This is a genomic window from Flagellimonas oceanensis, assembly GCF_003992595.1.
GTDB lineage: Bacteria > Bacteroidota > Bacteroidia > Flavobacteriales > Flavobacteriaceae > Flagellimonas > Flagellimonas oceanensis.
In genome coordinates this window covers 15505-29459 of sequence record NZ_RZNA01000017.1, presented here as the reverse complement: position 1 = coordinate 29459, position 13955 = coordinate 15505, and the positions used below count along the sequence as shown (strand labels likewise).

General features: G+C 41.0%; 9 protein-coding genes and 1 tRNA gene. 7 read left to right on the top strand and 3 right to left on the bottom strand.

The features are described from left to right. Window positions 1-41: 41 nt before the first annotated feature. From EO132_RS04910 to ppdK, 3 genes are all read right to left on the bottom strand, one after another. The gene (locus EO132_RS04910) at window positions 42-1769 is read right to left on the bottom strand and encodes an alpha/beta hydrolase-fold protein (RefSeq protein WP_127136858.1); all 1728 of its coding nucleotides are present in this window, start codon (window positions 1767-1769) and stop codon (window positions 42-44) included. 61 nt (window positions 1770-1830) lie between these two features. Next, window positions 1831-2712, bottom strand: coding sequence for a cation diffusion facilitator family transporter (locus tag EO132_RS04905; RefSeq protein WP_127136857.1), 882 nt, complete (start codon window positions 2710-2712; stop codon window positions 1831-1833). Between the two features lie 120 nt (window positions 2713-2832). Next, complete coding sequence (ppdK, locus tag EO132_RS04900) at window positions 2833-5553, bottom strand: pyruvate, phosphate dikinase (RefSeq protein WP_127136856.1); 2721 nt, start codon at window positions 5551-5553, stop codon at window positions 2833-2835. Between the two features lie 351 nt (window positions 5554-5904). Here ppdK and EO132_RS04895 point away from each other — a divergent pair, with 351 nt between their 5' ends. From EO132_RS04895 to EO132_RS04865, 7 genes are all read left to right on the top strand, one after another. Next, window positions 5905-6507: a YceI family protein gene (locus tag EO132_RS04895; protein WP_127136855.1), complete on the top strand. Its 603-nt coding sequence runs from the start codon at window positions 5905-5907 to the stop codon at window positions 6505-6507. Between the two features lie 34 nt (window positions 6508-6541). After that, on the top strand, window positions 6542-7804 hold the full coding sequence (locus EO132_RS04890) for a hypothetical protein (protein ID WP_127136854.1): 1263 nt from the start codon (window positions 6542-6544) through the stop codon (window positions 7802-7804). A gap of 116 nt (window positions 7805-7920) precedes the next feature. After that, window positions 7921-8481 (top strand): YceI family protein, encoded by a 561-nt coding sequence (locus EO132_RS04885; RefSeq protein ID WP_164732275.1) that lies wholly within the window; start codon window positions 7921-7923, stop codon window positions 8479-8481. A 142-nt stretch (window positions 8482-8623) separates the two neighbouring features. After that, on the top strand, window positions 8624-9490 hold the full coding sequence (locus EO132_RS04880; protein WP_127136852.1) for a sugar phosphate isomerase/epimerase family protein: 867 nt from the start codon (window positions 8624-8626) through the stop codon (window positions 9488-9490). A gap of 105 nt (window positions 9491-9595) precedes the next feature. After that, window positions 9596-9669: transfer RNA gene (locus EO132_RS04875), tRNA-Arg, on the top strand. Window positions 9670-9900: 231 nt separating this feature from the next. Next, window positions 9901-11172, top strand: coding sequence for a site-specific integrase (locus EO132_RS04870; protein WP_127136927.1), 1272 nt, complete (start codon window positions 9901-9903; stop codon window positions 11170-11172). A gap of 1570 nt (window positions 11173-12742) precedes the next feature. Beyond that, on the top strand, window positions 12743-13915 hold the full coding sequence (locus tag EO132_RS04865) for a peptidase associated/transthyretin-like domain-containing protein (RefSeq protein ID WP_127136851.1): 1173 nt from the start codon (window positions 12743-12745) through the stop codon (window positions 13913-13915). The last annotated feature ends 40 nt before the right edge of the window (window positions 13916-13955 follow it).

Here is a 13955-nt window from a genome sequence, read left to right as displayed (position 1 = left end):
ACGCATTAAAACAAAAAGGACGTTTTTAAGCGTCCTTTTTTTTATTGGTACCTCCAACTGGTCAAATCCGCTCCTGATGGTGCGCTTTCGGCAATCCGTTTCATGATTTTGGGCACGTACATCGAATTATAACGCAAACGACTTATGGCATTGGGTTGTTCCGGGTCCCCGTTCCAACAGTGTTCGGCTCGGTCCCCGTACAATACTTCGCCGTCATAATAGGGTTCGCTGGTACTTTCCAGAAAATCCTCCATCAAATAGACGGCATTGTTCAAATAGTAGTTGTCCATATCGCCACAGTAAATATGGATTTTACCTTTTAACTTGGGCCCCAGTTTGCCCCAGTCACGTTCAAGAATATGTCGTAGATCGTAGTTTTCCTTCCAATACTCGGCCACTTCATGGTCAATGTCCCCGGTCATTTTGTCCCAGATGCGTGCAGGATAGCCATCGTCCCCTTGGGGCGAATAGGTCGCTTCCCAAATATCCCATTGTTGCCCCGATCTGGATTTATCGCCCAATACCAGTTCCAAATGGTTGCCTTGCCGTAAGGTGGATTCAATGTTCCCTAAATAATTTCTATGGGATGGAACCTCCAATTGCTTATGGGGAGAATCGTAATAGTAGGCATTGTCATCCTCGTAAATATTGGTAAGGCAATAGGCCCTAAAGTCGATAGGGTCCGGACAGGCGGCAAAACAACCGTTGTATTCATCCGGATATTTTACCTGTACCGCCAAGGCTTCCCAACCACCTGTGGAGCCACCGTATAAAAATCGTGACCAGCCTTCGCCCATCCCACGGAACTGTTCCTCAATGGCAGGAATCAGTTCATAGGTAATGGCATCTCCGTAGGGTCCTTGGCTTGCGGAGTTTACCGCATAGGAATCATCGTAGTAAGGGGTAGGGTGTTGAATTTCTATAATGAGGAAACGGGGAAAGTCCGGTTCGTTCCATCGTTTGTAAAAATCGTAGGCTTCTTGTTGCTGAATAATATTATAACCTTCCAAATCGAATCTCGCCGAGTACGTAGGTTCCAAGTTGGGGTCGGGCGGAGTGGTACGGAAACCTCCAAAGTCACGCGGAAAATGCCCATGGAAAACCATCAAGGGGTACTTTGCCTCAGGATGTTCATCAAAACCTTTGGGCAATAATATATGGGCGCCCAAGTACATGTCCCGTCCATAGAACTCCGATAATTTCTCTGATTTGATTTTGATATGCTTGATCCATTCCGTGTCCTCGGGTTCGGGTATGGGTGGGATTTTTTGACCCATGACCACGGAAATGTTCTCAATCCCATTCTCCCCTACGGTTATTTTAAAAGGTTTGCTGTACAGATTTCCGGGAGAGGTGTTCCAATGCTGGCCTTCACCATTGTCCATTGGAAGCTTCACGGTGTGGCCGGTGGACAAATCGAAGGTTTCATACACATGTAAAAGGGCTTGGACATTATATTCTCCAGGAGGCACATCTTCAAGGCTGGGATATGGATATCCAAATATGGATTCATCGAACTGGATGGATTCCCCTGCTGACATGTCATCCACATTCATTCCAAAAATGAGTTGGGTGCTCAGGCCTTCGCCTATTTGAAAACGGGGTTCCTTGCTATCGTCTGAAGAAAGCATCAGTAACAATCGACCATCTTTGTTTTCGGCACTTGCGGTTTCATTGAAGCTTACTTCTATGTTGAATTTTGATTTTTCGGTCTGGTTGCAGGATAAAAGCAACAAGAAGCAACAAAAAAATAAAGAGAGTTTGGTCATATCGGTTGGGTTTTGGATGAATAAGATAGTTCATTTTACCCACTGACCAAAGTGCAAAACCCTATTTATAAGTGTATTCGTTAGGTTCGATATGGATCAGTACGTGCCCTAAGTTGGGAATTTCCTTTCGAAGATAATCCTTGAGTTCATGGGCGACCCAATGTCCCTTTTCCACTGAAATCTTACCATCCACGATCGCATGTAGGTCCACATGGTATTTCATGCCCGATTTTCGGACAAAACATTTTTCTGTACCCAGTATTCCCTCAACCTGGGAAGATTTCTTCCGTATTTCCAAAATAAGCTCATCGTATTGGTGCTCGTCCATGATCTCGCCAAGGGCGGGACGAAATATCAAATAGGCATTGTAAAGGATAAAGGCCGATGCCAGAAGCGCAGCCCAATCATCAGCGGTTTCATAGCCCTCTCCAAATAGGAGGGCGACGGAAATCCCCAAAAATGCCATCACGGAGGTTATGGCGTCGCTCCTGTGGTGCCAGGCATCTGCCCGCAAAGAGGAACTATGGGTCTGTTTACTTTTTCTGATGACTATTTGAAACGAAATTTCCTTCCAAAGAATGATGCCGCCCAAGACGAACAATGTCCAGGGCTCTGGAACTTTGTGAGGCGTTTTGATATGTTGGATGCTCTCATAGGCAATGATCGTGGCCGATGTAACCAAAAAGGCCACAACAATGAATGTGACCAAGGGCTCTATTTTTCCATGTCCGTAGGGATGGTTCTCATCAGGCGGTTTCTCAGCATATTTGAAGCCCAACAGTACCAAAAAGGAAGAAAAAATATCGGTAGTGGATTCTATGGCATCTGCGATGAGTGCATAGGAGTTTCCAAAAAATCCTGCCGATCCCTTGATCAGGGCCAGCCCCATATTTCCAAGTATGCTGAAGTAGGTAGTTCGTATGGCCGTTTTCTCGTTGGTCATGGTGTTTGATTGTTTTGCTAAGATCGTGATTACTGATTGAAAATGCCATCAAAAAATCCCCGGCGTTTGATAAACTCAAAGACCGGGGATTAAAAAAACAGAATGGTTATTTCTATATCACTAAGACAGTACTGCTTGGGCTGCCGCTACACGTGCAATGGGTACCCTAAATGGGGAGCAGCTTACGTAGTTCATTCCTACTTTTTGGCAGAATCCCACAGAACTTGGTTCGCCACCGTGTTCTCCACAGATTCCCACTTTAAGGCCTGGATGTGCTTCACGGCCCCGTTGGGTTCCCAATGTTACCAATTGGCCAACACCCTCTTGATCCAAGATTTCAAAAGGATCAGCTTTTAGGATACCTTTTTCAATATAGGTAGGCAAGAACTTTCCGGAATCGTCCCTGGAGTATCCAAAGGTCATCTGGGTAAGGTCGTTGGTTCCGAAAGAGAAGAAATCCGCTTTTTCGGCAATTTTATCCGCGATCAATGTGGCCCTTGGGGTTTCTATCATGGTGCCCACGGAATATTCCACCGTATCCTTGCGTTTTTTGAAAACCTCTTGGGCGGTTGCATCGATAATGGCTTTTTGTTGCACAAACTCCTCGACCGTACCCACCAATGGAACCATGATTTCGGGTTTTATGATGATACCGTCCTTTTTCACTTTAAGGGCAGCCTCTAAAATGGCCTGAGTCTGCATCTCTGTGATTTCTGGATAGGTATTTCCCAACCTACAGCCTCGGTGTCCCATCATGGGGTTGAACTCTTCCAGTTCGGCCACTTTGCTTTTAACAGCTGCCAAGGAAATGTGCAATTCTTCGGCCAACTCTTTTTGGGTAGCCAATTGATGGGGCACAAATTCATGTAGGGGTGGGTCCAATAACCTTACGGTAACAGGATAGCCTTCCATGGCCCTAAAGATTCCCTCAAAGTCGTTGCGTTGCATGGGAAGCAGTTCTTTCAGTGCTTGCTTGCGACCTTTTATGGTATCGGCCAGAATCATTTCTCGCATGGCTTTGATACGGTCCACTTCGAAGAACATATGCTCGGTACGGGTCAAGCCAATGCCTTTTGCCCCGAAATTCCTAGCGATCAAGGCATCTTTCGGTGTATCGGCGTTTGTTCGTATCTCCATAGTGGCGTAGTTATCGGACAGTTCCATCAACTCGGCGAATTCCCCGCTCAATTCCGGTTCTTTTGTACCTACTTTTCCTTCTAGGATATTACCTGTGGAGCCATTGATGGAAATCCAATCGCCTTCGTGGTATTCGTGGTCGCCCACTTTGAGAGTCCTTGTTTTATAATTGATTTTCAAGGCACCTGCCCCGGAAACACAGCACTTACCAATTCCACGTGCAACAACAGCCGCGTGAGAGGTCATACCCCCACGGGCGGTCACGATCCCTTTGGCCACGTTCATACCTTCCACATCTTCGGGAGAGGTTTCCACACGGACCAAAATACTGTTCTTGAACTTATCAGCTTCATCGGCAAAGAAAACAATCTGGCCAGTGGCCGCTCCAGGCGATGCAGGCAATCCTTGTGCGATCACATCTGCTTCTTGCAATGCTTCAGGATCAAAGACGGGGTGCAAAAGTTCGTTCAGTTTGTTGGGCTCTATGCGCATTAGGGCCTTTTTTTCGTCAATCAATCCTTCTTTGAGCAAATCCATGGCAATTTTCACCATGGCAGCACCGGTACGTTTACCATTACGGGTCTGTAGAATCCAAAGTTTTCCTTGTTGAATGGTAAACTCCATATCCTGCATGTCCTGATAATGTGTCTCCAGTTTATTTTGGTATTCGAACAATTCCTTATAAATGTCGGGCATTAATTCTTCGAGGGATGGGTAGCTTTCTTTACGTTCTTCCTCATCCACTTGGGCGAGTTTGGCCCAACGTTGTGAACCCAACAAGGTAATTTGTTGTGGGGTACGGACACCGGCAACCACATCTTCACCCTGTGCATTGATGAGGTATTCGCCGTTGAACATATTTTCCCCGGTCCCTGCATCCCTGGTAAAGCATACCCCGGTGCCTGAATCTTCTCCCATATTACCGAATACCATGGCCTGCACGTTCACTGCGGTTCCCCAATCTTCTGGGTAACCATGCATTTTTCGGTAATAAATGGCACGGTCGCCGTTCCAGCTATCGAATACAGCGGCAATGGCTCCCCAAAGTTGGTCCCATGGATTGTTTGGGAAAGGTTTTCCCGTTCTTTTTTTAACGATGTCCTTAAAATCGTATACCAAATCCTGAAAGTCCTGGACAGTAAATTGGGTATCCTGTTCAATCCTTCTTTTGTCCTTTAAATGATCGATGATCTCTTCAAAGGGATCTAAATCATCTTTGGACTCGGGTTTGAGTCCCATGACAACGCTACTGTACATTTGAATGAATCGACGGTAGGAATCCCAGGCAAAACGTTCGTTGCCCGTCATTTTAATGACACCTTTGATGGATTCATCGTTTAAACCAAGGTTAAGGACGGTATCCATCATACCGGGCATGGAAACCCGTGCACCGGAACGGACCGAAATCAACAAGGGATTTTCGTCATCTCCGAAAATGGCTCCCATGGTTTCCTCGATTTGGGTTATGGCCGCCCGTACTTCCGGCTCAATTCGATTTATTACGGACTCTCTACCTTCTTCGTTGTATTGGGTACAAACTTCAGTGGTTATCGTAAAACCTGGGGGCACTGGGATACCAATACGGCTCATTTCGGCCAAGTTGGCTCCTTTGCCACCAAGCAGATTCTTCATATCGCGTCCACCATCGGCTTTTTTATTACCGAAGGAATAAACGTTGAGCTGCTTTTCTATTACTGTTTCCATAGGAACATCTATTTAGAGATTGATATATGTTAAAATCGATACGTAAAAGTAGCAGCTATATAATCTTCAGAACATGATAAAAATCAGCATTTTGGGATGAAGCGATGCCCTAAGCTGATTCAAACCTTCACTGGGTCCTACGAAAAGGAGGTAAAGCGCAGGGTCTCTTGATGTTTCTGTGGATGGCCATGAATGTCTATGATATAAACCATTGAATATCAGCAACTATTAAATTTTATTGAGTCTTAATAGCTAAAAATCAAGTTTTTAGGAAAAAACTGACATATATCATCTTTTAGAAAATTTTCATACAGGATCTTTGACCCAACAAAAACCAAAAAACAATTAGCAATGCAGTATCATACATCACATCGACAGTCGCTCTTAAAAGCAGCAATCCTTTGGATAACATTTGCCCTCGTGCCCTTCGCACTTTCCGCGCAGAACTATAAGCTCAATAATGGAGCCGGGGAAGTAATGGTAACAGGAACTTCGACCCTACATGACTGGGAAGAGGTTGCAGAGCAAAAATCAGGTACGATCACTTTGGACAATACAGGTGATCTTCCAAAGATCAGCACTTTAAAGTTTACGGTGGAAGCCGAAAGCCTAAAGAGTGGAAAAGGGGCCATGGATAAGAATACTTACAAAGCCCTCGAAACCAAGAAACACAAACAAATCGTGTTCGAGTTGAAAAGTGTGAAAAGTATTTCGCCCGTAACCTCTGCTTCCAATAAATACAAGGTAGTTGCCACAGGTAACCTTACTATAGCCGGAAGCACCAATACCATCGATCTTCCATTTAACATGACACTGAATAATGGAACAGTATTGTTGGAAGGTAAAAAAGCTTTGAAAATGACCGATTTCAACGTTGACCCGCCCAAAGCGCTTTTGGGGACCATTACTACGGGAGATGACATTGAAGTCCACTATAACACCGTTTGGAAATAATTAATCTTAATACTCAACTAATAAATCTACAACAATGAAGAAATACACAAAATTCGGACTATTGGCTGCCGCTTTCTTGGTAGGCCTATCGGGGTATTCCCAAAATCGTCAACTTGACAATTTCCGTTCGCCGGACAAAAATGGAGTGAATGTTTTTGAAGCTCCAAAAGATACCGTTTCCACCTTTGATGGTGTGAAAGTAAGGGTAGGTGGGTCATCCACATTACAGTTTCAAGCCATAGATCATGAAAACTCAGGAGCTGTAGAGCTTATCCCGATTGGAGATAACTTTAACTTGGCAACCGCAAACTTGGATTTGGATGTGGCATTGGCCAAAGGTGTGAGAATGCACTTGAGAACTTACCTGTCTTCTCGCCACCACCCAGAACCTTATGTGAAAGGTGGATATTTTCAAGTGGACAACTTGGATTTCATCAGCCCTGGGTTTTTGGAAGATGCCATGCAGTACCTTACCATTAAAGTGGGACACATGGAAAACAATTACGGTGATGCCCACTTTAGAAGAACAGACAACGCTCAGGCCATGCACAACCCGTTTGTTGGAAACTTGATCATGGATGGGTTTACCACAGAGGTTGGCGGTGAGGTTTACTTCAGGAAAAATGGATTCATCGGTATGTTCGGTCTATCCAATGGTAAATTGAACCAAGCGGTCAACAATCCAGAGACTACTGGCGCATCCATCTTGGCCAAATTGGGATACGATGGACAAGTTACCGAGGATTTGAGACTTAGAATCACAGGTTCCATGTACAGTACTGGAAAATCAGGTCACGTATATCTTTATAGTGCAGACCGTTCAGGATCTAGATATTACTTGGTAATGGAGAATACAGAGGCTTCAACATCCAGCAACTTTAGATCAGGTAGATATAACCCTGGATTCAATAATGAGATCACAGCCTTTATGATCAATCCGTTTGTAAAGTATAAAGGATTGGAGTTCTTTGGAACATTTGAAACAGCATCTGGTAAAAGCGATTCTGAAACCAGTGACAGGAATGCAACCCAATTGGCCGGTGAGTTGATCTACAGGTTCGGAGGCAGTGAAAACTTCTACTTGGCAACTCGTTACAATACAGTAACCTCTGATGACCCATCCGGATCTGAAGTAACCATTGATAGATTCCAATTGGGAGGTGGTGTATTCTTGACCAAGAACATCCTAGCCAAAATAGAATATGTGAACCAGCAATATGATGGATACGATACCACTAGTATCTTCCATGATGGTGAGTTCAAAGGACTTTTATTGGAAGCTGTAATTAGTTTCTAGATTGAATTTGTTTTTGAAAATGACCTAGGGTAGCAATGCCCTAGGTCTTTAATCTTAAAAATAGTATATTAGGTATCATGTTGACCTCAATGCCACATATCACTAAAACCCTATTATTGGGACTGATTTTTGTTTACGGATTTACCTTTAACGATCCTGAACGGGAAACCAAGGTCAGGGTCGCTCCAGATAGCGAAGTGATTATTGCAGGTACCACCAATGTCAATGAGTTTACCTGCACCTATAATTTACAGGAACAGGAAATGCCGATAAGATTGGAATATGACGAAAAGTCCGATCAAATTCTTTTCAGAAATGCGGAACTTAAATTGGTCAACGACTGTTTTGATTGTGGAGGAAGGGCCATCAACAAGGATTTCCAAGAGCTGTTGAAAACCGAAAAACATCCCCAAGTAGGTCTTAAACTACTTTATGTGGAACCACCATCAGCAGACCAAAGTATGGTTGATGTTGGTGTCGAAATAAAAATAGCGGGTGTTTCCCGTACATATAAAACCGAACTTCATTGTGATCAGTCAAAAAACATTTGTGTCAATGGTACCCTTACGTTACGACTCAGTGACTTTGAACTGGAAGCCCCCAAGAAAATGTTGGGCATGATCAAGGTGGATGATGAAATTAAGGTCCATTTGACATTGCAGATGAGCGAAATCTGATCTTTAGATTCGTGTCTGTATGAAAAATCCGTTGGAATCCATTTTTCTAACGGATTTTTTATTTTTTCACATATTTCATAAAGCCAATAATCAGTATCTTGTGAATCACATAGGAAACTGAAATTAACTACAAACAATAATGATGAACAGATTTTTATCCACAAAGGGTATTCTAACCCTTGCAATTACATTATGTACACTTTCGATTTATGCCCAGGACAATTTTGGGGGACTTGCACTCTATACGGTAAGGGAAAATATGGGCGAGGATGCCAAGGCCACTTTGCAAAAAGTGGCTGATGCCGGCTACTCATACGTTGAGGCGGCAGGGTACCAAGACGGAAAATTTTATGGTATGGAGCCCAAGGAGTTCAAATCCTATTTGAAGAGTATTGGGCTGAAACCGGTAAGTACCCACATGGGTGGTGTGACCTTGGAAAATGCAGACCAACAAATAGCGGATACCAAGGCTGCTGGATTCGAATATTTTACCATTCCCGTTCCTCCCATGGGGATGTTCACTTTTGATCGAGAGAACAGGACCATGGGAATGAAAGGCACCATGAAGGAGTTTGCTGACGTTCTTACCACATTGGGGAAGAAATGTAAAGCGGCAGGATTGAAACTGTTGTACCACAACCACGATTTTGAGTACAAGGACAATGAGGACGGGATAAAACCAATCGTGTATTTGTTGGAGAACACGGACCCAAAATATGTGAATTTCCAAATGGACCTATATTGGGTAACGAGAGCAGGGGCCGACCCGGTCACTTATTTTGAAAAATATCCGGGAAGATTCAAGTTATGGCATGTAAAGGACATGGACGAAGAGGGAAAATTTGCGCCAGTAGGGGAAGGAACCATAGATTTTGGAAGAATTTTGAAGGAAAAGAAGACCTCTGGCATGAAAAAGTATTTTGTTGAACAGGATATGACCTGGGACAAGAAACCTTTGGAGGTCATTAAAATCAGCCATAAAGGATTGAAGGAGATAGGGTTTAAATAAAATCCAGTGTAACCGATTGTAGCGGCCTTGTGATAAAAAAGACAAGAAATCGAAAAAATATTTTTTACAATCGGTTACATTAGTATCTTTGCACCCGCAAAGTTTGGTCGCGTAGCTCAGCTGGATAGAGCATCTGCCTTCTAAGCAGACGGTCGAAGGTTCGAATCCTTCCGCGATCACTTATAGAGTTCAAACAAAAACAAATCCTTGCATATCTTATTGATTTGCAAGGATTTAATTTTTTAGGACCTTTATTTGAATTGGTTTGATTTGGTATGTTTTGGTTTGCAATTCGGTTAGTAAATTTTTTTCTTCAAAGTGTTAACCGAATAAGCTTGTAATTAACTATATTACAGAAACTTAGTATTTGACTTTCGTAGGTGATTTTCGTTCAATTTAACACAAAACCTATGAGAACTCGGTCTACATTTTCAATTAGTTTCTGGATAAGCACTGCCCGGCGGAATGACGGTACCGCTAAGATTTATGCCCGTATAACCGTTGATTCACAACGAGTTAACATGAGCCTTAAATATACGATTCCAATAGAAATATGGGACCGAAAGGGGTCGAGGGTTCTGGGTCGAACAAAAGAAGCGCAGGAAATCAACACCTATTTGATGGAGGTCGAAACCGAACTTTTTCAGTGCTATCGGGAGCTTCGATCTCGAACGTCACATATAACTCCACAGATGGTTAAGGCCCATTATTTTGGAGAGGACGTAAATGAATTTACTTTGAAGAATTTATTTGAGTATCACAATACGCACAATGCGCATAGTCTTTGTAAGGCTACTCTTAGTCACTACAAGACCTGTCAGAAGTACCTACTAAAGTATATCAAGAAGCAATACAAATGTGATGATTACAGATTATCGCAGCTTAATCATCAATTTATTGTTGGGTTTGAAACCTATTTACGTAAACTATATCCAATAAATCATCATAATAATCTTTCAAACAATAGTGCAATGAAGCATATTCAACGCTTACGCAAAATGATTAGAATGGCGGTTGACAACGAATGGATTGATAGGGATCCATTTCAAAAGTTTAAGATTAGAATGGAAAGAAAGGAAAGGGAATTTTTGAACTTAAATGAGCTTCAAAAAATTCAAACCTATCATACAGGGATTGAACGATTGCGTATTGTAAAAGATTTATTTGTTTTTAGTTGCTACACAGGCATTGCCTATTGTGATATAATGAACCTTAATGAGGACAATCTCGTATTGGGTATCGATGGAAAGCATTGGATAAGTACTAAAAGACAAAAGACTAAGAACAGCTTCAAGCTGCCTTTAATGGGACCAGCATTGTCAATAATAAAACGATACCAATATCACCCAAAAAGACAACCGGAAAAATTATTTCCCAGAATTTCCAACCAAAAGTTGAATAGTTATTTAAAGGAAATCGCAGATGCCTGTGACATCACAAAAAATGTAACCTTCCATGTGGCCAGACATACTTTCGCTACTACTATTACTTTAAGCAATGGGGTTCCTATTGAAACTGTTTCCAAAATTTTAGGTCATACAAAATTGGCCACTACCCAAATTTACGCGCGGGTCTTGGATAAAAAAATCAGTGAAGACATGAGTGGTCTGGAAACAATTCTTGATTCGAAGTTTTCAGATTCAAATGACAACAAGGAAAAGTTTGGAAATATTGACTTTTGATTTAGAATTAAGAAAAGCCATTCATAAATGTACATCTCGGTTTTTGTAGTGTTTGGGAATAAAAGTTCAATTAACAGCTCCAAGGAAACAACAACCACTTAGTTCATTGATACTCTATACACTAAAGAAATGTATTTGGGTTTTCACGCGAGCGTGAAAAATTGAATAGCAAGAGGGTGATGCGCAGTTTGCGCCATCACGGTTGTTTTCGGGTCTTCAACAAGTTGAAAACCAGTTAATTGAATGGATTTTGGAATACTGTGCAAAATATGGGGCTACAGTAGACTTTTCCGAAATCTACAGTAAACCCTTTGGGAGGCCCAATAAACACTGGAAATTTTTGACGAAAAAAATGATGCAATTTCACTAAAAAACAAAATTCGGCCTATGGAAGAGCAATCAACAAATGACAGAATAAAGAAAGGAACCGGTGGTCAAGAACTGTTTTGGAAAGAATTATCTGAATCTAGGAGTAATGGAATGGAGATTGGAACGATATAAAAAAGAGGCCAATAGACCATTAGATTTCCTCAAATGATGAGGAGACTATATCGTTAATAGATAAAATTGCCTCGCTCAGTAGTATTAGTTAAGGGTAAGATCTGGGGCTTGCAGCACTCCACTGCGTTGCGTTCGCCCTTAAATCGATTTATATTTCATAACAAGCCTGTTTAAGGGATGACTAGATAATTTCAATAATGAGTCCTTTTTTGTCAAAGAATTCGGTTTTCAGGGGAGCTTACATTCCTTTTCAATTAATCCCGCTTTTATACCTTTATTAAAGAGTTCTCGTAAGCCGCGTAAATAAGTAGATAATCCATTGCAACTATTTCTTTTGGCTAAATGATATTTTTCAAAGCGTTGATGAAGGAGTAATTCACTTCATCTTAAGGTCCTTGCCCTTGTTGAATGTCTTAAAGACTGATATAAAACCTTTATTATGTCTGGCCGGTCCATACCTATGTGCAACTTTTAAATCATCAACTACAGAATTCTCAAATTCAAAAAAGGATTCATAGGTACTGTTTCTTGTAATCTGTTTTTTTTTACTTCAACAATTGCCAAATAATTCAAATTACCTTAATCGGAAAGTTTGTTGAGAATGCCATTGGCACAAGCTTCTTTTTAATAAAGAGTAATCAGGTATCATGAGATTTTCAAATAATCCTAATCTAAAGTTGTATAATTTAAAAAATTATTTATAAGTTTAAGACTACATTTAAAAAAGTATTTTATTTCATTAACCTAAAAACTATAATTATGAACAAAAGCGAAGATTTAAAAAACTTTAAAGTAGAGGAACTTGAGCAACGATTAGAGATGGGAAAGTGGAAAAATGAGAGTAATTATGCCTGTACAAGTGGAGATTGTAGGGGCTACATTGGGGCTAGTTACACGTTCTAGGTTCTTAAAATTGATTTTTCCGGATTCATTTATGATGAGTCCGGATTTCTTATGTCTTAGGTTTGTATGATTTTCCCAATTATACTATGATTCAATTAAACAACAAAAGGAAATGTACATTGTTCTTTTCACAATAATGTTGATATTCATCAAAAATGGTTGATTTATGAAGAAAATTTCCGTTTTCATCTTTTTTCTTGGGAGTATTCATCTGCACTCACAAATTGTTTTAGATTCTATAACCGGAGAATCCATACAGTTTGTTCATATCACAAATGAAGAGGGACAGGGAACCACCACAAACGAATCAGGGAAGTTTTCAATTGAATATTTCGCTGGTTCAAATTATTTAGAGTTTTCTCATTTGGCCTATCGAAAAAAAAATCTTCCAAAGAACAAATTGAGCATAAGGGATACAATATTATTAAGGCCCTATACTGTCAGTTTGGAGGAAGTCATTGTCAAGGGATTTTCCGCAAGGGATATATTGATAAAAGCCATTAATAACATCCCAAACAATATAACATCGAGTCCGTTCAATCTTTTCGGTTTCTATCGTGAAAGCGTAGAGGAGGATGGTAAAGGCGCAATGTTGACCGAAGTTTCCTTTATTGCCTATAATGAAGGTGACAATAGTTCCCAAGGCTATCAAGCTGAAATAATCCAGGGCCGCCGAACAGATAACCATACAACTTTAAATTTGGATGCTGTTGGGGGCATAGCCACGATTGTTCAGAACGCTGATATGGTACGTTCAAAAAGCAGAATGTTCGATATGGATAAGCTTTCAGATTATACTTTCGAATATGTTGGGGAAATCGAATCAGTCGAGAACCCTATTATTATTATAGGGTTTTCACCGTCAAACGACAATATCTATAACAACAATATGGGCAAAATCTATATTGAAAGAGAAACCATGGCAATTGTTCAGATAGAAACGCAAAAGGATCCAAAAAAGATTAAAGCAATTGTAGAATCCCTTGGAGGGGGAAGAAAATCCAAAAAACCTTTTTTTATATTAATAGAGGCAAAAGCCACAATTAAATATCGCAAAATTCAAGATAAATATTTTCTTTCTTTTGTAGAAGTGGACAATGTTAGGAATGGACTATTAGGCCAAGAAAGCTACAGATACAATTCAAACGCCAAATATATCTTGACCCGGGTAGATAATATATCCCCAAGAAAATTATCCACTAACTACAAAATTGAAGAGGGATTCAACAAACAGGTGATTGAAATACCAAAGCTGGAAGATTGGAGTGAGAACAACACAATGTTCTTCAGTGAAGAGGAAAAAAAGATATTGAAAGATATTAGGGGTTCACACAATTGATTTTTAAGGTGATAAGACATTGTATGAAAAACCAGGGTAG

What these genes read in the sequence shown, in the direction of transcription:
- EO132_RS04910 (WP_127136858.1), bottom strand. Translation starts at nt 1,769, where the DNA reads ATGACCAAACTCTCTTTATTTTTTTGTTGCTTCTTGTTGCTTTTATCC.
- EO132_RS04905 (WP_127136857.1), bottom strand. Translation starts at nt 2,712, where the DNA reads ATGACCAACGAGAAAACGGCCATACGAACTACCTACTTCAGCATACTT.
- ppdK (WP_127136856.1), bottom strand. Translation starts at nt 5,553, where the DNA reads ATGGAAACAGTAATAGAAAAGCAGCTCAACGTTTATTCCTTCGGTAAT.
- EO132_RS04895 (WP_127136855.1), top strand. Translation starts at nt 5,905, where the DNA reads ATGCAGTATCATACATCACATCGACAGTCGCTCTTAAAAGCAGCAATC.
- EO132_RS04890 (WP_127136854.1), top strand. Translation starts at nt 6,542, where the DNA reads ATGAAGAAATACACAAAATTCGGACTATTGGCTGCCGCTTTCTTGGTA.
- EO132_RS04880 (WP_127136852.1), top strand. Translation starts at nt 8,624, where the DNA reads ATGAACAGATTTTTATCCACAAAGGGTATTCTAACCCTTGCAATTACA.
- EO132_RS04870 (WP_127136927.1), top strand. Translation starts at nt 9,901, where the DNA reads ATGAGAACTCGGTCTACATTTTCAATTAGTTTCTGGATAAGCACTGCC.
- EO132_RS04865 (WP_127136851.1), top strand. Translation starts at nt 12,743, where the DNA reads ATGAAGAAAATTTCCGTTTTCATCTTTTTTCTTGGGAGTATTCATCTG.